This window comes from Legionella anisa, from assembly GCF_001467525.1.
Lineage (GTDB): Bacteria > Pseudomonadota > Gammaproteobacteria > Legionellales > Legionellaceae > Legionella > Legionella anisa.
In genome coordinates this window covers 35,864-58,813 of record NZ_LNXS01000054.1, presented here as the reverse complement: position 1 = coordinate 58,813, position 22,950 = coordinate 35,864, and the positions used below count along the sequence as shown (strand labels likewise).

Here is a 22,950-nt window from a genome sequence, read left to right as displayed (position 1 = left end):
AGTTCCTTTTATTTTGTAATTTGATTTTAGTCCTTTATTTAGATAACATGCCACCTATTAAAGCAATTAGTTGTTTATTCTTATGAAATTTTTTGATATTTCTTTGCCTTTAAGCGTGGTTCAAAAGGTAGTTCGTTATTTACCTTCAGATGATAAAAAGAGATTAAGTGTCGTAAACCAAAGCTGGAGACACTTATTTATCCATGAGGGATCTGAATTATTTATAGAGGCACAAGATTCAACTGATGTTTCTGAATTACGCCCTCATATTGAAGCAATTTTGCCTGTACTCCCCAAATTTCCGATCACAATAAAGCGTTTAACGGAGGGATTTTCTCCTTGGGCAAACAGTTATCTTGTGCAAATTGGTGATGACCGTTTTGTATTGCGCCATATAAGACATAAAGAAGGTCGAGCTCGTGAAGTACTTGCATCTATTTTTTTCGCGCAAAGCAAAGTAGCCCCTGAAGTAGAGTATTTTGATTTTTCTTCAGGTGTTGTGATCATGCGTTATGTAGAAAATGATCCTTCAATTACTGGACGACTTGATGATGACCAGTTGAAACTTATCGCAAAAAAATTTGCAGTAATACACGCTGGACCGCATTTCAAAAAGCGAGAGGAAGTTGAAAATTCTACCTTAATTACTGACCGTAGAGTGACTTTAAATAGTTATATTAAAGCTTCACCCGTATTTTTCTTGCAGCAATATGCACTCATGCAATTGGATTATTTAACGTCTTTAGTAAGACAAACTCATTATTGTCATAATGATGTTAATCCAAATAATATACTGGCGACTCCAGATAATTTTTATTTTATTGATTGGGAATGTGCCGGATTAAATGATCCCTTTTTAGATTTAGCTACTGTAGTTGCTACTTTGCGTTTAAAGGCACCTGCAGCAAAATCTCTTTTAACTCATTATTTGGGACATGAGCCAACCAGTGAAGAATACTTGCATTATATACGCATGCAACAAATTGCTTTGCTACGGTTTGCAATTAGTTTTGCAGCCAATATCAAAGATCCCTTGAGTGTGGGTAAGGTCGATATTGGTTTAATTCCTGCATTTAATGAATATCAACCTAGTGATGGAAAAATCGATAAAGGCAGCGATTTAGGCAAGTTTTATATTAGTGTCATGCTAATCAAACAAGCCATGCAAACCGTTAATGATTATCAATTTAAACGACAACTTAATACCAAGCTATTAGGAAGCGGAAGTAAGCCCGCAAAAGACTTTAATTTTGGAGCGCTACAAGTTCCTTATTTTATTATGGGAGGAATTTTAAAATATCTCCGTAAGGATGATCTACAAACGCTTCGTCTGGTTTGTCGTAGTTGGCGTTTATTTATCGATGAGCAGATTGTGAAACCCAAAGAGCTGGTTGCTGATGGCACAGTAGAGGCAATAAGTAATTCTACTGCGATTGCTACTCGTCTAAAGTCAGTAGTGAAGTCATTTCTTCCTTGGAATGCAGGAGCTATAAAACCACTGAGTGGAGGGTTATCGCCTTTTTGCCAGAATTTCTTAGTGGAAGCGTATAATCAGAAATACGTCATTAAAATATTAGAAGAAGACAGTGCTCAGGGATGGATGGAATTGTATGCCGCACAAGCAGCATCGTGTATGGGCATTGGTCCACGAATGATTTATTTTAATTCAGCACAAAAAGTAGCAGTATATGAATTTGTAGCTAATGATCCTCGTTGGCCATTGGATAAATCATTGGATCGATTGGCATCACTTGGTTCAGTGATTAGTGCATTGCATGCAATCAAAGTACCTGAAAAAAGAGTAAGTGAAGAAAGCGATAAGTTTCTGAAATTAAAGTCTAAAGTAAAAGATCTTGCTGAAACTGATTCCAGGTTTGAGGATTTTTCTTTAGTAGTGTCTCTATTTAATGACTTAGATCATTTACTCAGTCTAAATCCCAAAAACAGTTTGTGTCATTATGACATGAATCCGTGGAATATATTATTTCAAACGGAAGGGAATCAATTTTCGTTAATTGATTGGGAGTTTGCCCGGGTTGGCAATCCACTTTTTGATGTAGCAACAATCGCAAATTTTTTGCGCTTGAATGCACTGGAAGAAACTTTCCTGCATATTGCTTATAAAAAAGGGCGTATTACTGCACTGGATGAAGCGTGTTATCAAATTACTAAAGCCTATGTTTATTTGCGATATGCTATTTGTTCGCTTGGCTTGAATTCAAGTTATGAATTAAAAATCGATCAAAGCATATTAAGTAACTTACCTCCTTTTAATCAATTTAATCCCTTTCAGTTAAAAATTGATAAAAACACGAATGAAGGGCGCTATTATATTGCTCGGATGTTTGTAAAAGCAGCGATGAATTTGCTTAAGGACAAACAGTTCACTTCTCATTTAAAGACTTATCAGCAAGGGTTTAAAACGGACTATACTCCCTCCTTTTTTGCACATTCATCAGACGGGTTAGATGAAAAAAATGGAACAGGAATTATCGCAAGTTTCAAACAAGACTTATCCTCTTGATGATACAACACCTGTACTTATAGGTTTAAGTTTAAAGCTTCCTCATATTGAAAATGAGGAGGCCTTATGGTCATTTTTAATTGCAGGTAAAAAAACACGCAGTCCTGTTTATAGTTCAAGAATGTGGCGTAGTGAAAATGAAATGACCTATGCCAATTTATTCTCTAATTGGGATTTTTTTACTCCAGACTTATTTAATCTTACTGCAAAAGATATTGCTCATATCGATCCGCAACAAAAACTGGCTTTGTATGGCGTACATACTTGTCTGGAACAAGCCGGCATGACGCGACAGGAATTGCAACAGGCAACTACGGGTGTTTATGCAGGAGTGATGACTGTTGATCACTTACATACTTATGCAAGGAATACAGTGGAGAGTGACAGTCGTTTTTTTTTGAATAACTGTGAAGCCTGCGTTGCGAATCGAGTTTCTCACTGTTTCAACTTGACTGGAGAGAGTAAAAGTATTAATGCAGCATGTGCTAGTTCTTTGGTTGCTTTAAAAGATGCGTGTGACAGCATCAAACAGGGTCAAAACGATTTTGCTTTTGTTATTGGTGTTAATTACATTGATAGTGCTTTAAGGCATCAAAGCTTCAAAAAAGCAGGAATGCTCTCGCGAAGTGGCTGGTGTCATACTTTTTCAATGCAAGCAGATGGATATTTACCATTAGAAGGTATGGTTACTTTGCTCGTTACTTCAAAGGCAAAGGCTGATTCATTGAATCTTCCCATTTTAGCAGCTGTTGCGGGTATTAGTTGTAATCACAATGGAACTACAAGCACGATGACTGCTCCTAGTGTTATGGCACAATCTAAACTCATCCGTTTGACGCAAAAACAATGTTTGAGTCTTGATGTTGGATATGTTGAAGCACATGGAACAGGAACTAATCTTGGCGACCCTGTTGAACTGGAAGCCTTAAGCAGTAATTACCCCAGTTGTTATATTGGCTCCATTAAAGCAAATTTAGGGCATATGGAAGCGGGTGCGGGGTTATTAGGTATTGCCAAGTGCTTGCTGATTTTAAAAAATCGGCAAATTCCACCCCATGTACTATCAGATACACCTAATGTTTTATTACCTGAAACTTTAGGTATTAATACAGAGTCTATTGCTTATAATCACTCGCAAATTGCTGTAAGTTCTTTTGGGTTTGGTGGTGCGAATGCGCATGCTATTTTGCAAAGAGTTCCTGAACGCTCACCAATTCATACAGATGAACCCTTTAAATTACCATTGTTGCTCAGTGCAGCGACCAAAGAGGATTTGCAATTACTCATTGCGCTCTCTGAAGGTTATGTTCTGCAAAAGCAAAAATATCATTTAGCATTAAACTCAATTTATACTCAAGGACATCATGTTTCTTTCCGCCAAGCAGGATGGCTCGGTGATCATGATGAATCCATTGATTGGATATCATTGAATCATGACTCGGTAGTTCTGCCTGGCCGTTGTACACAAGCAGGTCCAATTCAATTAAGACCCTATATGCAGCATACTTTTTCTGGATCGTTACCGGAATATTGGATTAATCTGATTCATGATTTTTTACCTGATATGCGTTGTATTGAGGCTTATGGAAATGCTGTTTCTCTGGCATTAGAAGCCAATCAAAAAATGCAAACATATTTAATATTAAATGGTGAACATTATCCGGCACTCAGTGATTTAGATGATTATGTATTGAAACTTATTGATGGCTTGGTAATAGAAGCATCTGAAGTGAACCGACTTATTGCTGAAAGTATGGAGCTATACCGGCATCAATATACATTTAAAGCGCTTTTACAAAATCTGCTTACTCCTGAATTGATTGTCTTGTTTGAACAAAGCAATGCAGATCTACTACACGAAGGGATTAGAAATCATCAACTTATCATAATTCTTTTATGGGCAAGGATAAGAGTGATTAATAAATGGCAATTAAGCACGGTAAAAAAGGAATTGCTAAACCGTTTTTCTACTGCCTTGGTTGAAATAATTGCTCTACTTGAGCAACAACTTCTTGTACCAGAGGAACTCACATTATTATTACAGATTGATTCTGTTTTTATAGATCTTTTTAAGAACAGATTAATTGAACAGGTAACTACGGTTTCCGAAGCAAACTCATTTACTTTATTGAGTTCTTATTATGAACCAAAATTAATGCTACCTCATAGTTCCAGAGACAGTGTTTCCAATCAATGTATTTTTCATTTTAAAGAAGGGCAAAGCATCTGTGTCGATCTGGATCGAGCGAGCAAACTGGATGCTTTGACATTAAGTGATGAAATGATCCTTCAGTTATGGCTTAAGGGTTTTTTTATTGATTTTGAACGTTATTTAGGAGTGATTCCTTTTAAACGCGAACCTTATTTTAGAAAAACTGTAACTGCTCACTCATTGTCTACGTTCCGCGGCTTGTCTGGGGAAACCATAGATTCACACCTCGAGAAAGATTTTATGGATCCCCCAGACAAGCCGCGGGACGTAGGAAGGATGAAGCAATTTGACACATTGCAAACGACATTGAAATGTATCAATCACCAAGAATTGTCTCACCTGAAACACATTCATTGGACTGAGTTTTCTTTAAATGATCTTTTGATGCAAGATGTTTGGATCACGATTGATTATCCGGATATAAATCCAATCCATCATGTATTAGAAGCGATACGTCAAATCACAGTAACATGCAGTGTTCAAGTTAAAAAACAACGGGTGATTTACCTTCAGCTGGATGAGCTCTATTCTTCCGAAGAAGTCCAATTAATAACCCATTTTGTAAAAGCAGTTAATTTGGAAATAAACCCGCTACATATTAAAGTGATTGATTTTCAAGGAAAGTTTTATCAATACGATAAAGTTACTTTGCAATTTCCTAATGTGCCAAATAAAGGTTTTGAATATCAAGGAATCTATGTTTTAGTGGGTGGGGCTGGTGGAATCGGCTTAAAGCTTGGCGCCTATCTCCAAGAACACTATGAGGCACAAATTTATGTGTTAGGTCGTAAATCCTATGACCAATTGAATGAACAAGTACAGATACAGTTACAACAAGCAAAGATGATTTATCATTGCTGTGATGCGGATAAAAACGAAGCTCTTCTAACCTGTTTAAAACAAATAGCTTCTACAAAGAAAATATCGGGTATTTTCCATTTAGCTGTTGCACGACATGATGAGTGGTGGATTAAGCAAAACAATAATTCATTATCCACGACATTGATGCAAGTCATTCAACGCAACAGTTGGTTAGTTGCTGAAGAACTATCACAGTACGCCAATAACCTGTATGTCTTTACATCCATCCAAGCCTATTACCCAAATTTGGGGGCTACGATATACAGTTTTGAAGCTGCTTTAAAAAGTTATTTATCAGCGCAACAAAAAAGTCTTCCCTATTTTGTCACTGCCTTGGGGGTGGTCGAAGGTATTGGTTTGGCAACATCTGCTGATTATTCGCAGTATATGGCGAATAATGATTTGGCTCCTTTATCTTTTGCTCAATTGATGGCACTTTTTGAACTACAAATTGATACCAATACACCGTTTGCTTTAATTACTGGAACTACAAAGCAAAGCGATTTTATTACCAATGCAACGATCAACAAAAATAGGAACCTGGAAGAATTTGTTGCCCTAAGTCTTTTGCTGCACATCAACCAGTCCATTCCCATGCATGGTCTTTGCCTTACGACATTTCTGGCTCCTTTCCAAAAACATTTTCAATTATTGGCTCGAGAGTTACTTCATATCTGGCAAAAAATGCAGTTTATTCGTTTGGATGAAGACTTTATTTTTATTGCCAAAGAGCTAAAACAACTTGAAGCACTAAAAAACGACTATGAGGATGGATTAAAAGAAGGGGATTATGCTTCCAGGCTTAAATTATTTGCAGCAGTATGTGTTCACTACAAGGACATATTATCAGGGAATATATTGCCGCAGCAGGCTATTTTTCCTCAGGGGAATACAGAGTTAGTTCAAGGTTTTTACGAGCATCATGCTGTTGCTGATTATGCCAATCAAATTGTAGCCAGCAAATTGAAAAAGTACTGTCTATCCAGTTCAAAAAAAATCAAGATTCTTGAAGTTGGTGCTGGGAGTGGAGCTTCGACTCGAGCAATTTTAGCTTCATTGAAAGGCCAATCATTTACTTATTATTTCACAGATATTTCGTCTGCATTGGTTAATAAAGCAAGACGTTATTTTTCTGAGTATGCGCATTCCGTAGAGTTCCGAGTTTTTAATATGGAGCATCTGGATACACAGCATGAATTTTATCATGCATTTGATTGTGTCATTGCGACTAATGCCATTCATGCAACAAGCGATATTTTAAATTCCCTGCACAACCTAAGCGAATGTTTAGTTGATGGAGGGCATTTGTTATTGAATGAGTTAGTGGAGAAGACGAATTACACCACTGCCATTTTTGGCTTATTTGATGGATGGTGGAATGCAAAAGACCAACATCTACGCCAAATAAACTCACCTTTATTGAGTGCGGAACAATGGGTATCTGTATTGCAGAAGATGCATTTTAACGAGTTTGAATGCCAAAGTTCGTATTTAAATTTTTCATCTGCAGAACAAATTGTTCTTACTGCCAAAATAAATCGTCAGGGAAAAACAAAAGAACAGTCCAGTTTGTTAATTCCCTTATCGAAGTCATCCATGAGTCCCGTGAATAAGATACAGGTCGAAGGGCAACAATCCCAAATTCATTCGACACAAAACCAGAAATGGATCATCGAGCAGTTGGCACAAACACTATATTTGGATAGTGAAACGATTCAATTAGATGACCGATTATCTGATCTCGGATTTGATTCATTAAGTTTGAGTGATTTATATCAAAAATTAAAACCCAAATATCCTGAATTAGGTATTGCTGAATTGTTTGCAGTAGATACAGTAAATGCATTGGTTCAACGATTCACTGACAATGAAAATTGTGAAACTTCTGATGAAATGGAACAGAATCTGGAACAGTATCATTGGGAAACAGATATCGCCATTGTGGGTTTAAGTTATCAGCTTCCACACACAGGTGCAGATGATTTTATTTCCATGCTGCAACAGGGTAAGACAGCATTTGGACCTATTCCCAAATCACGTTGGATGCATGATACATTTTTTGATACGCAAAAAGGAAAACAAGGTAAATCTTATGCGTACAACGGTAGCTTTTTAAATGAGATTGATTGTTTTGATGCGGCGTTTTTTAAATTGTCTCCGCGTGAGGCTGCTTTTATCGATCCACAAGAACGTTTGTTATTGCAAAATGCTTATTTTGCCCTTGATGATGCGAATGCTTTTCCCATTGCGTTTGACAATAACATTGCAGTATTTGTCGGCATAAGTGGTGCTTATTATTCGTGGCTGAATGACGATTGGACTACCCAAAAACATTCTAATTCTTCCTGCGCTTATTGGTCAGCTGCAAACCGAATTTCCTATAGTTTTAATCTGCATGGGCCCAGTATGGCAGTGGATACTGCCTGTTCTTCTTCATTATCAGCGCTTCATTTAGCTTGCCAAAGTTTGTTAACTGGTGAATCGAGCATGGCCGTAGTTGGTGGCGTCAATTTAATTGTGCATCCACGACAAATGGTCGAGCTCTCTGATTTGCACATGCTTTCAGTACAAAACATCAATGCCACTTTTTCTCAAAATGCTGACGGATTTGTGTATGCTGAAGGGGTAGTGTCTTTATGTATTAAAAAATTAAATGACGCTGTTGCCGAAGGCAATAAAATTTATGGGGTAATTAAATCCAGCGCACTGAACTCAGGCGGTAAAATGCATGGATATACAGTGCCAAATCCTGAAGCCCAAAAACAAGTAATCCTTTCTGCTTTGAAAAAAGCAGGAATTAATTCGTCGCAAATCAAATATATTGAAGCTCATGGAACAGGAACAGTTTTAGGTGACCCAATCGAAATTAAAGCATTGAGTGATGTTTATCAAAATAAAGCATTCCTTGGTTCTATTAAAAGTAATATTGGTCACAGTGAAGCATGTGCTGGTTTAGCAGGATTAGTGCGAATTTTATTACAATATCAACATGAAGAGATTTTTGCTGCAGTTAATGCTTGGCCGCTGAATGAGCATTGTCATTTTGAAAAAACACAATTTATTATCCCAGAAAAAAATACAATTTGGGAACAGGATAAGGGATTTCGTTTTAGTGCGCTGAGTTCTTTTGGCGCAGGTGGGTCTAATGCACATGTTATTTTACAAGACTATCCTATTCTTCCAGAACCTTGTACAAAACAGCATTCTTTTAAAAAGCAAGCACATTGGATTGTTACACGTAGTGATTCGGTAACGGCTCATGAGATCCCCTTATCTCTTGAAACTTCAGCGTATTATTTTGATCAACATCGATTGCATCAACGTCCGATCTTACCTGGTGTGGCGCATATTTATTTTTGTTATCAAACCTATGTGCATTATAAAGATAAGAAATCCAAGATTAGTATTCGTGACATAAAATGGCTTAATCCAATTTATGCGGATCATGACACAGGTAACATCTCATTAACGATTCGATTTAAACCTGAAGAAAACCATATTGTGTGTGAATTATCAGGAGAGATGTTGCATTCAAGTAATATTTATTCCTCTTTAGATGAACAGACTGTAATTAAGCAATATGCGCCATTTACTGTTGAGTGTACTCACGATCGTTCTGTGGATGACATGTATGCCCAATTTCGCCAAAACAATTGGTATCATGGTAAAGCCTTTCAATGCGTACAAACAATTCGGGTTAATCAAGATAAAAATAAAGCAATTGCTGTATTAGCTCTCCCTGAATCTCCTAGGTCTACTGAAGAGCCTACATTGGATCCGCGATTATTTGATAGTGTTTTGCAATGTGTTTCAGTGTTACAAGACCGGTTGCCTGAAGATCAGGTATATATTCCACACGGCATTGAGGCACTGAATTTATTTCACGTGTGGACTTCTAAAATTTATGTTGTTGTTGAAGACAAATCCCAACGAAAATTTTCTCCGCGTTATGATATTTCTATTTTTGATGAGCATCATCATTTAGTAAGTCACATTGTTGGCTTTTGTATGATTCCTATTCATAAGCAGCAAATTATCCCGCAAAAAACAAGGCTGTCGACGTTCCGCGGCTTGACAGCGGAATTCAGCAATGTTGATGGATTCCTGGATCCCGTGCTCAAGCAGAGGGAAATCGAACAACAAGAACTCCATGTACCAGTGAATTATTTTAAGCCGTCCTGGCAGCGTGTTCATTGTGATAAAGTAGCTGAAAGAACATTTGAATGGCTGCAAGTAACCGATAGCCCAGGCACAGATTCAGAGTGTTCCATAATTCTGGTGAATCAATTGCAAGATTCACAGCAACTCATTAGTTTACTGCAAAACATACAGCAGGCTTTGCAATCAAGGAAAAAATTAAACCTGATTTTGTGTTTTGATGATTTTGGAGAAACTGCAGTTTATGCACAAGCAGTTCATGCTTATTTACGTACAGCACAGCGTGAATTTCCTGAATTGCATTACAGTGTTGTTCTTTTACCTTGGGAATTTAGTGCTCAATTAGTACCGCTGATAGCACAAAGCCAATTGCCTACTTGGGTTAAAGTAAATCAAGAAGGTTTTTTTCATACTCAATATTATCATGCAGTCACTCCAGAGAAAAAAAGTACGCGTTTCTTATTTAAAAAATTGGGAGTGTATGTCATTGCTGGTGGTCTTGGAGCTATTCCAAAAACTATTGCCCAGTATCTGGTAACCCAATATCAAGCTCGTGTGTTACTTCTTGGTCGACGTAATCCATCAGCAGAACAGATGCTTTGGATACAACAAAACAACATCAACTACAAACAAGTTGATATAAGTGATTATGAAAAACTTCATGCGGTTATTGCTCATTTTGTTTTAGAGCATGGAGGAGTGTTGAATGGCTGTATTCAGGCAGCTGGTGTCCAGCAAGATAGTTTAATCCTTAATCAATCAGCCGCAGCAATTCAAACGGCGTTGACTGCAAAAGTATTGGGTACCTCGAATTTGGATAAAGCGACAAGGGAATATCACCTGGATCATTTCCTTTTGTTGTCTTCTTACTCTTCTATATTAGGCAATATTGGACAATCTATATATGCGGCTGCTAATGGATTTTTAGATGGTTTTGCTGTGTTACGTGAGTCTATGCGAATCAAAGGTGAACGCACTGGATTTACTTGCAGTATTAATTTGCCTTTTTGGGAGCAAGGAGGCATGCAGGTTAGTAATTCAGTTTTAACACGTATGCAAAAAGAGTGGGGCATGCATGCAATTAGCAATGCTACTGGATGTCGTATTTTTGAAACCTTATCCGCTTTAACTTGGCCGCAAATTATTGCGCATCAAGGAGAGCCAGAACTCGTTTTACAGCAATTAAATCATTCGCGCTCTGCGAAACAATACAGGTCTGAAGCACATATGGAATTTAAACTCTTTGTAACCAACACCATTAAAAAAATATTAGAGATTGACGACCATTTTGATGTGACAACATCTTTTGGTGATCTTGGTTTTAACTCGATTTTGTTTACTGAATTGGCAAACCATTTGAATGATACCTATGATTTGGCAATTACACCTGCAACTTTTTTTGGTTATAAGACGGTTTCTGAGTTTATTGAATACTATGAGCAACGCGTCCCTCGAGCTACGTCACTTAACTTGTTCGCGGGGTCTGGAAATCTTGCTCAAATCAGCCATCTAATGGATCCCGCGAACAAGTCGCGAGACATAGGCAGTGAAAAACAACATCATGTGATTGAAGATAATGCCCCGGTTATTGTGGGTTACAGTGCCTTATTGCCAGGATGCAAGGATTTAAATGATTTTTGGCAATTGTTATTAAAACAACAAACAGTTTTTAGCCAAACGCCAGCGAATCGTTTGCACTACATGCAACAACATACAGGAGCATTTATTGATGGTGTTGATACATTCGATGCCGCATTTTTTAATCTTTCCCCGCTTGAAGCAATGGTGATGGACCCTCAACAAAGATTATTATTGCAAGAAGTATGGCATGCTTTAGAAATGGGCGGAATCAATCCATTGCAATTAAAAGGATCTGCTACCGGTGTTTATGTGGGGGCATCAACCTTTGATTATGCAAAATTATTGACTCGTTACCAAATTAATAATCCCTACATTCCTGTTGCTACAGTACACAGTTTACTGGCGAATCGAATCTCTCATTATTTTGATTTAAATGGACCTAGTGAGGCAGTGGATACAGCATGTTCAAGCAGCTTATATGCTTTAGATCGTGCCGTTAAAGCCATCAAACAAGGAGAAATTGATCAAGCAATTGTATGCGGTGTTAATTTATTACTTGATAATGAGTTTTTTAATGCATTCACTCAATCAGGGATGTTGTCGGCTACGAAAACGTGCAAGCCATTTGATAAACATGCAGATGGATACATTAGAGGGGAGGGAATTATTGTTCTTCTTCTCCAGAAACAAACGTTAGCACAAGCACAAAATAATACAATTTATGCGCGAGTTCTTGGCAGTGGCGTCAATCACACCGGTAAAGCAAATACACTCACTTCACCTAGTTCAAAAGCACATAAACAACTGTATGAACAAGTCTATAGCAACACTGATATAACACGTATTAGTTATATTGAAGCCCATGGTACGGGAACACCATTAGGTGATCCGATTGAGTTGGAAGGTTTGAAACATTTTGTTGCTGATAAAAATGTGGCGATTGAGGTGGGATCAGTCAAAGGCAATATTGGTCATTTAGAGCCTGCTTCAGGACTGGCTGGATTAATAAAAATTTTGTTGATGTTCCAACATCAAATGATCCCTGGACAAGTGAACTTATCTGAAATCAATCCTTATCTTGTTTTGCAGCAATCGGGGTTATCGATTAGCCAGGAAACCCATCCTTGGCCTGAGAAACAAATCAATGGTGAATTAATTCCGCGTTGTGCGGCGGTGAGTTCTTTTGGTTTTGGTGGAGTAAATGCACATGTCATTTTAGAACAGGGATGTGTAGTTCAACAGCATCAGACAAGCGCTTTTGTACCGTTGATTCCTCTTTCTGCAGCAAATGAAGCAAGTTTGAATAATTTAGTAAACAATTATATTGATTGGTTGCAAAAAACAAATCATTTTGAACCACAAAGTTTCTGTTTTACCTTACAAAAACGACGAGTTCATCACCGTTATCGGGTCATATTTCAGTGGCATAATCAACAACAATTAATTGAACACATGCAGAATTGGCTTAAGTCATCTACAGTGCCATATGTTGCTGATGAGTACAAATCCATGGCACAAGCTTATCTTGCCGGTGATGCAGTATTTACACATGAATTAAAATCTAATGACGCATTGGCTGTGCATTCTACGCCAGACTATCCTTTCCAACGTAAAAAAATATGGTTTAAACATCTAGAGAATCAATTGGTTTATATAACAAAGGAGTTGAATGTTGATGAGAAAATAAAGTATCAACCTCTGCACCAAAAAAATATTTTAATCATTTATGCAGAATGTTTTGCCGAAACAATTCATCAAATGAGTGCTCAACTTGAAAAAAATAATAAAATTTTGAGTTATAATTTAAGTCACTTTGATCCTAATGAGTTTGAGTTATTTTTAGCCGCCCATACTGATCTTGATTACATAATTATCTATCCGCAGATACCTAGCTTTAATTTAGAGACTAATCTTTTTAATCATGATCTTCTCAAGTTCATTAAACCTTTATTTGATTTATTGAAGAGTACTTTAAATACTTATTTGTTCACAAAAAATATTCATATTGATCTGTACTCTTATGTTGTTGAAGCCAATCATCCACAGGCGGCAATGGTCAGTGGTTTAATAGGTTCATTAGCTAAGGAAATACCTCATTGGCAATTCAAACAGTTCATGATTGATAAACCTTTAGAATTATCCATGGTGGAACGGGTTTATGAAGGACCACATCAAACTATTTATTATCGAAACAAACAGTATTGGTTAAACACTTTGGACTTAGCTACTGATTGCGAAGAGAAAGATTTTCTCGTAACTCAAGGAACTTATTTGATTCTTGGAGGTATGGGAGGAATTGGACGTCGTTTGGCGCAATTCTTGATGGAATCTTATCAAGCTAAAGTTATTCTTGTAGGGCGTAGTCCCCTAAATGAAGAGGGACAAGCATTTTTACAGGCATATGGTGAGCAGATTGAGTTTATTCAAACGGATGTAACTCGAGAAGCAGAATGTGCTTTGCTCATTAAATACCTGCATGTCAAGCATCCAATCATTCATGCTGTATTTAATTTAGTGATGCAGTTACATGACAGCACAGTGAACTCTATGACTTGGCAACAATTTAGTCGCGTGGTTGATGCCAAATTATTCAGTGCTTATTTTATCTATCAGTTGCAGCAGTACACTAAAGTGAACGCAGCAGTGATTTTTTCTTCCATGCAGAGCAGTGCTTGTCTTGCAGGACAAGCGAATTATGCAGCAGCAAGCAATGCCCTGGATGCCTATTGCCTGCGCTTAGAAAAAGAAATGGCATTACCCGTTAAAATTATTAATTGGAGTATTTGGCAAGAAGTTGGAGCAGTCACTGATTCTTTTTACCTTGAGCGTGCGCGTGATTTGGGTTTTATTCCTTTGACAACACAACAAGCATTTGAGGCGATGCAAATCGGTTTAAATAGCCAATACGTACAGTTTGCGATTCAAAATAAAAGTGCATCACGGGATGTAGACAGTGAGAGGATGGGGGTATATGAATTACAAAAATCCAAGACATCAGTTATTTCTATAAAAACAGGACTAGAAGGCGTAAATCAATTCGTTTATCACTTGGCTAATGATTTACGAAAAAAGCAAGTTTTTGTAAACAAGGTAATACCCAAATACACTCGCTTGGTAGACTATTTAAATGAATTGCCTCATAGTTTGATCAATGAAGAATTATTAAATCAATTACTTGAACGTTGTTGCCAACAGAACCCCAACTATGAAGCTTATTATCGTTTAGCTTATCTTTGTTATTTGAACTATGAGTCAATATTAATGGGTAGTAAGGCTCCTGCAGAGATTGTTTTTTCAGAAGAAGGGCTTAATTTATTGGTTTCACTTTATGCCAAAAGCCCTGAATCAAGACAATGTAATCAGCAGATTGCAAAATATTTGGGTGAGTTTCTCTGTGCAAACAACAAACGAGTTAAAATTCTCGAGCTGGGTGCTGGTGTAGGTGCAACCACTGAAACTTTAATGGATGTACTGAATGACTATGAACAGGTTGATTATTACTATACAGATGTTTCTTCATTTTTCTTAAATCAAGGTAAAAAATTACAAGCCAAAGTACGCTTTAATCTGCAATGTGAACATTTGGATATGAATCATTTGGCAGAATGGGCTGATAATTCTTTTGACGTTATTCTGGCTTCTAATGTAATCCATTTAGCAAATGATTTAGAAACTACCCTCAAGGAATTGCAGCGCATTCTCAAGCCTGAAGGTATGTTTCTATTAAATGAGGCAGTACAAGAACAAGCTTATTTGAATTTTATTTTTGGTTTATTTGATGGTTGGTGGCAAGCTTGTGATGCACAACGATTAAATGCGTCTCCTTTATTAAGCCAGCATCTCTGGCTGCAAAAATTAACTGCAACGGGTTTTGATGTGTTAGAACCGGATTTGTGTGCTCAGGGAACAGCACAAAAGGTGTTTTGTTGTCACTCTGGCATTGATGAGACATGTTGTCGGGAAGAATTTCAAGTGAGTCGCCCCTCATCCGTTCTTTGGACACCTTCTCCCCAATTCTGGGGAGAAGGGAACGATAAATTTCAAGAGATTACTCAGAAAATTTCTGAATTTGTTATTTCGGCACTTCATTTACCCAAAAATCAGCATCTTGAAGTTGATCGTCCTTTGGCAGAAATTGGCCTCGATTCGATTACTGGAGTGGGTTTGGTTACCAATATCAATAAAACATTCAATCTGTCTTTACGGACTGCAGTTATTTTTGACTATCCCACGTTACAGCGTTTGGCAACTTTTGTTCATTCCGAATTAAAGAGCGAAGAGCCTGTTGTTGCTCAAAGACAAGCAGTCGATTTATTTGTGGGGGAGTTCATTGATGACTAAGCAACGGCGTCGGTATACATACAGTCCTCAAAGTAATCCCTACTGGTTAGCACATCAAATTGATGGTCATTATGTTTTTCCATTAGATAATTTACTCATGATGATTTATGCCGCGTTAAGTCCTTTAGCGGCTACTTCACCCATAGTGGAATTAACTGATGTCGAATTAAAAAAATTATTAATTGCCCAAAAAGATCAGGAGATCAATTTGCATTTGGAAATTGATCCCACAAATCATTACTGCTGCATTATGCAATTACACGGTGATGGCAGTGAGGAATTAGTATTGCAGAGTTCTTATCAATTCGATGATTTAACAAATAATTTGATTTCAGACGTCATCCCCGCGAAAGCGAGGATCCATCAACAATCTTGGTTTGAACCAAGTTCGAGCATGGGCGGGAATGACGGGACACATGATTTTTATCAGAGTGATTCATTACATTATTTGGGTGATTGTTACCAAGTTATTAAACAATATAATGATTCTGACGATTCATTTTCTGCTGCCCTGGATCCTAATGCCAACTTTCCTGCAGTTTTAGGCAGCATGTTGCATTCATTAATTTATTGCAACGATCCTTCTTTTGCTAAAAATCCTCGTCCTGGGTTACCTAAAGCAATAAAACGGATTTTATTACAAGTACAGCATCAGCAAAGTGCTTTTTTATATACTAAAGATCAGAGCGCAACTGTTTTTGATGCACAAGGAAAATGGCAAATCATTATGGAAGGTGTTGAGCTGGCAAGCAAAGATCCAGCAAAGAACAAAATTAGGTCTACTGTTAAAGCCCCTTTAGATATTGCTGTGATCGGTATGGCCGGCAAATTTCCCCAAGCAGAGTCAATTGAAGCATTATGGAACTCCTTATGCGAAGGATTTGATGCGATTACTTCATTAGAGAAGCGTGGAAAAAAACACTTACGCGAGCCCAATCATGCGGGGTGGCTGGATGATGTTTTTGCTTTTGATCCAGACTATTTCCACATCCCCAAAATTGAAGCACAGGCGATGGATCCTCAACAGCGTTTATTTTTACAAACTGCAGCCGGTGCTTTAATTGATGCGGGTTATTCTCCAATGGAGCTACCTGATAAATTCTGTGGTGTTTTTGTGGGTGCGAGCCAAACTAATTATTTGACTCATAGCCAGCAAAAACCTATAGCCCAAAGTTTTTGGGGAAATGCGCCATCAGTCATTGCAGGACGAGTTTCTTATACCTTTAATTTGACGGGTCCGGCAATCACTGTAGATACCGCATGTTCTTCTTCTTTGGTTGCCATACATCAAGCATGTCAAGCCATTAAAAATGGAGAGTGCTCTAGTGCTTTAGCTGGTGGGGTATTTGTAATGACCAGTGATGAGTTTTTGCAGCAAGCACATCATGCCAAAATGTTGTCTTCTGATTATGCGTGCCAAACTTTTAGTGACAAAGCGAATGGTTTTATTCCCGGCGAAGCAGTAGCCTGTGTTTATTTGAAACCTTTAGAACAAGCACTTAAAGATCAAGATCCCATTTATGCTGTGATCAAAGCCAGTGGGGTGAATCAGGATGGGCAATCTAATGGAATTACGGCGCCTAATGGCTTGGCACAAACCGAATTGATGCAGCAAATTTATACTTCCTATGGCTTATCTACTGAAGATCTTGCTTATATTGAAACGCATGGAACAGGTACAGAACTTGGTGATCCAATTGAAGTACATGCATTACAGCGATTGTTCGCGACACAAAAAAAAGAATCGAACACTAAGTCCTGTGGTTTAGGAAGCATCAAATCTAATATTGGTCATACAGTACATGCAGCTGGAGTTTGTGGTTTTATCAAAAGTGTTTTATGCAGTTACTTCCAAAAAATTCCAGCAACAATTCATTGTGAGCGTGAAAATCCACAAATCGATTTTGCCAGTACATCATTTTATCCAGTCAAAGAATTATGCACGTGGCCTAAAAATAAATCGCTTGCCGCAGTCAGTTCATTTGGATTTTCTGGTACGAATGCACATGTAGTGATTCAACAAGTTGCAAACGAAAAGAAACGTGAATTTTCAGTATATCCTTTTAAAAAAATTCATTGTTACTGGCAGACAACCAATGAATACACATTATCTGCAGAGAAGACTTATTTCAGTCAGCATCAAGTGAATCATCAAGCGATTTTACCTGGTGTTGTGAGTCTTGCATTAACTCAGCATTTTTTTAATGAATTGCCGCTTCATTGCGTGAACGTTCGTTGGTTAAGCGCATTGCCCGCACTTCACCAAAGGATGCATATCCATATGAGCAACACTACAAATTCCATTGAATTACTTCATGAGGAACGTTCTTTTTTTAGTGCGGAAATTGCAAAAGATGAAAAGAGGGTTCTTCCTTTTGATCTGGAGGATTTTAAAAAGAGTTCCAATGCAATTGACTGTACTGAATATTATCGCTGTTTTGAGCAGGCAGGGATTCAATACGGACCGGATTTAAAAAATATCACACAACTTTTTGCATTTGAGGACCGAGTCTTTGCTCACATCCAATCGAGTAAAGATTTTAGTGAATTTTTATTTAATCCTTATCTCTTGGATGCAGCATTACAAACTGTTGGCTACTTTACTTTATATCAACAGCAACCCCTTTCTTTACCTGTTAGCGTTAAAAGGGTAGCGCTTTTTAAAAAGCTGTCAAATCATGCTTTGGTGTGTACGCAAAAAGTGGGGCATCTCAGCTTTCATATTCAAATTTTTGATGAAGATGGGGCTTTATGTGTTGTTCTTGAAGAACTCACTGCACAAGTTGTGTCACCAACAGCCAACATCTCGCGGCCTGTCCGCGAACCCCATGAGAATGGAATGATCTCGAGACCTCACGAACAAGTTGCGGGGCACAGGCATGAGCAAGTTGTTACAGAAACAGAATCGATTCAAGAGCTAGTCTATTCTGTTTTTTCCCATCGCCTGAATATGACTTCTGATGAACTACAGAAAATTGGGCAGTTCAGTAAGCTAGGATTAGATTCTTTATTGGCTATGGATATTATTTTTGATCTCGAAGCTCATTTTGGCAGCCAACCTAAAACCCTTTTATTTGAGAATACAACTTTTGATGAATTAATTGCTCATTTCAGTAAGTATATTATAGGCACTTACCCGTATGCTACGTCTCGCGGCTTATCCGCGGGATCAATTGATGTCACGAGACTCCAGGATCCCGCGGACAAGGCGCAGGACGTAGGTCGGGTTGCTCAGTTGCAAGATATTTCCCAAGATAGAAAAGAATTGACACATGAAACTTCATCGCATCCGATGGCGACTGTATCTGATATAGCAATTATTGGCATAGCCGTTAATTTCCCTCAAGCCTCCGATTTCCCATCATTTATCGAAGTCTTGGAAGAAGGTATAAATTGCGTACAGGCAATTGACGAGGGTAGTTATGGTTATGGCGCATTGCTTGAAAATGCGAATGATTTTGATGCTTTATTTTTTAATATTGCCCCACATGATGCGTTAATTATGTGTCCTCAAGAGCGGCTTATGTTGCAAAATGCGTGGCATTGCTTTGAAGATGCTGGAATTCGCATTGATAATCAAGCTCGTCCTGTAGGTGTGTTCATTGGTGCAATGAATAATTTTTATCAATTAACCGGTTTTGAAAAAAGTTTAAAAGAGCAAAGAACTGTATTGGCGAACTCAACAGCAGCGAGTATTGCTAATCGCATTTCCAGTGTTCTTAATTTGACAGGACCAAGTCTGACTCTAGACAGTATGTGTTCTTCATCGTTAACTGCACTACATTTGGCCATTCAAGCCATCAAAGCCCAAGATGCATCAATGGCATTAGTGGGAGGGGTTAACCTCATTAGTCATGATTATAAATACCAGGAGCTTTTGCATCGAAATATGCTATCCCTCCAAGGACATTGTGCCAGTTTTGGAGAGCAGGCAGATGGCTATGTTCCTAGTGAGGGGGTGGTCAGTATTTTAATTAAACCACTCAAAGCAGCAATTAACGATGGTGATCGTATCCATGCGGTGATTAAAGGGAGCAGTATCGCTCATAATGGTACCAGTTCAGGATATACGGTTCCTAATGCAAATGCCCAAGCAGAAGTAGTTAAAAGAGCATTATCACAAGCCTGCTTGCAACCTGAAGATATAAGTTATTTAGAGTGTCACGGCACAGGAACACAATTGGGGGATCCCATTGAAATTAAGGGGCTAAACAAAGTATTTTCTGAACGTACTACTCCTTGCTTTATTGGTTCATTAAAATCAAATTATGGGCATATGGAAGCTGCCGCAGGACTTGCTGGCATCGTCAAAGTGATTGCACAGATGCAACAAAAAAAGCTTTATGCAAGTCTTCACGCAAGTACATTGAATTCTAATATTCAATTGCCAAACTCGTTGGTTTTATGCCAAACACCATCGAATTGGTCACTTCATCCGAAAGACCAGTGTTATTATGCCGGTGTGTCCAGTTTTGGTGCGGGTGGGAGTAATGCCCATGTGATTTTACAAAGTTATGAAAGTACTATTAAGCCTCATATTAGCCCATTACCACGAACTGTATTTCAAAGTAGGCGCTACTTTCATGATGTTGAAAAAAAAGTATCTACAGACAAACTTTATGAGTATGTTTGGCAACGGCAAGAAGGACGCATTGATAATGAGACATCCCGAAATTGGATTGTATTAAGCACCAAAAGTAATGAGGCAAAGATAAAAAAGATTCTGCCTCAAAATGCAATCCACATCATGTACGCATCACAAAACGGGTGGTATTTAGCTCGAGAGGGACGCGCAGTAACGCAAAAACAAATCATTGAATTGTTGGATCATGATTTTGTACTTCTTGATTGCTGTGATGATGAACTTGAGTTAGTTGAGCATTTGAACTTTTTACAGCAGGTTGCTCTTGCTGCAAAAAAAGGAGCCATTTTACAAATTAATGAAATGCAATCTCCTGATTTGGATGTGATCAGTTATTTCTTAAGGTGTATGAATGAACAAACTATAGGCTTAAAAACTGCTTCCTTAGTGATTGATCAACAGTCTCTTACTTCTGAGCTCATTCAACAGGAATTAAGCCAGTTAAATCTCAATTATCACAAAGCACGATATGTTCAAGGACAACGATTCATTCAAGTATTACAAGCAAAAGAATATAAAAAACCAGCTTCAATCCCAATTGATTCTGAGAAAGTGTACTTAATTACTGGTGGTACTAGTGGTATTGGTGCTGAAGTTGCAAAATGGTTGGTTGCTCGTGGTGTACGCAAGTTAATTCTAACTGGCATCACTCCATTGCCACAAGAAACATTATGGGAGCATTATCTGCATTCGTCGTGTAAGGCAGGAAAAACCATTCAATTAATTAATCAATTAAAAAAACAAGGATGTGCGGTTTATTACTATATTGGTGATTTAGCTCAAGAGGAATTATTTGCTTCGTTTTTAAGAGTCGTTATGAATGAAAAAGACCATTTTGGTTGGATTTTTCATTGTGCAGGAGTAACACCAAAACAAACCAAGCCGTTTACGGAGCTTACCCAAAATGATTTCATCCAGATGTTTCATCCGAAAAGAGCAGGGCTTGAAGCATTATGGTCGGCAGTTAGTCCTTTTGGCTTGGAGCGATTAGTCCTCTTTTCATCAGTATCCAGCATCCTCCCAGAGCTTGCAACGGGTGTAGTTGATTATGCTTTGGGTAATTATTATTTAAATGCATTTGCCCAAGTGCATGCTGAAAAAGTAGTAAGTATTGCCTGGCCTGCCTGGAGTGAATTTAGTAAAAATGCGGAAACGAGTAGCAGTTATCAACGAAGCCAATTGGGAAGTTATAAAACCAATGAGGCGCTTTCTTTACTCTCAACTTTATTAGAAAGCGATACACTTTCTTCAGTTATTATGCCAAGTAAAAATGAGCTGTCTCCAAAGAGATCATTCGATCATAATTTATCGATTCAAAGTAATACATTAGGTTTATCCGGGGCATTCATGGATCCTGCAGATAAGCCGCGGGACGTAAGCATTGGGCAAACCCTAGACACTTTAAAAATGATCTTCATGGAAGTAGTTGGTATCACTGAAGATGAGATTCAATTAGAAAAGAGTTTTGCCGAATATGGAGTTGATTCTGTTCTGTTAATGGCATTATTAAAAAAAATCGAAGCGGTAATGGGTTTGATGCTTCCTGCCGAAGTGATTTTTGAACACAATACGCTTGATCGATTAACGTCACATATCCAGAAATTAAATGGATTATCACCAGAAACTTTGAGTAAACCAGCTACCGTTTCGAAGCAACAAAAAAACTCGCAAAAAATCGCAGTGATTGGTATGGCATGTCAATTTCCAGGTGCCAATAATGTGCAGGAATTTTGGAATAATTTGTTGAAGGGTAACATTTCGATTACTCCAATTCCTAAAGAGCGAGTTGATCGCAAGGAGTATGATTCTATTCAAGGTGGATTTATTCACGATAATGCATGGGGAACTGCGCTTGATTTTGGGTTTGCGGAAAAACATCAACGACAAATTAATCCCTTAGTGACTCGTGCGTTGGCATTAAGCCAGCAAGCAATTGTTGATGCTGGTTTTACAAAAGAAACGATTAAAGGAATGAACGCTGGTGTATTTGTGGGAACACGCGCTGATTTTAGTGCTGATCATGAGATTAATCAGTTTACTATCATTGGTCAGGGACAAAATTTTATAGCAGCTCATATCAATCATTTTTTTGATTTAAGTGGAACCGCTGAAGTTGTTGATACAGCGTGTTCTTCTTCTTTAGTTGCTTTGAATCATGCAGTTTCTGCATTGAAATCAGGAGATATTGAACTCGCTCTGGTAGGAGGTATTGATGGTTTGGCCAATACAAGACCTTTTGCTTTAATGGATGCGGCTAAAGCTTTATCATCTGATTTCAATTGTCGTCCTTTTGATGTCCGTGCCAATGGAATTGTATTAAGTGAAGGAGGAGGTTTTGTTGTTTTAAAGCCTTTGGAACAAGCATTAGCAGATGAAAATAAGATTTATTGTGTTATTGAAGGAATTGCAGTCAATAATGATGGGAATACGATGGGTTACACTACGCCCAATCCTAAAGCACAGCAAAAAGTGATTCAAAAAGCATTAGATAATGCGGGCTTAACAGCACAACATTTAGATTACGTTGAAATGCATGCGACCGGTACCGAATTAGGTGACCCTATGGAGTTGCAAGCGTTAACTCATGTTTTGGGTACATCGACTAAAAAATGTGTTGTGGGCGGTGTGAAA

3 protein-coding genes (1 of these 3 running past the window's edge) are annotated in these 22,950 nt (G+C 38.0%); all 3 read left to right on the top strand.

What is annotated here, in order from left to right; genetic code table 11:
* Positions 1 to 82: 82 nt before the first annotated feature.
* Tightly spaced (each overlapping or abutting the next), the 3 genes in view from Lani_RS16690 to Lani_RS16680 form a layout consistent with a single transcriptional unit that may run on beyond the window.
* Complete coding sequence (locus Lani_RS16690) at positions 83 to 2,524, top strand: phosphotransferase (protein WP_019234879.1); 2,442 nt, start codon at positions 83 to 85, stop codon at positions 2,522 to 2,524.
* Complete coding sequence (locus Lani_RS20330) at positions 2,469 to 15,677, top strand: SDR family NAD(P)-dependent oxidoreductase (protein ID WP_019234880.1); 13,209 nt, start codon at positions 2,469 to 2,471, stop codon at positions 15,675 to 15,677. Before Lani_RS16690 ends, Lani_RS20330 begins: the two co-directional genes overlap by 56 nt.
* Positions 15,670 to 22,950: the 5' portion of an SDR family NAD(P)-dependent oxidoreductase gene (locus Lani_RS16680; RefSeq protein WP_019234881.1), read on the top strand. Its footprint extends 333 nt past the window's final position; only the first 7,281 of its 7,614 coding nucleotides appear in the window; its start codon is at positions 15,670 to 15,672; the stop codon falls past the right edge of the window. Before Lani_RS20330 ends, Lani_RS16680 begins: the two co-directional genes overlap by 8 nt.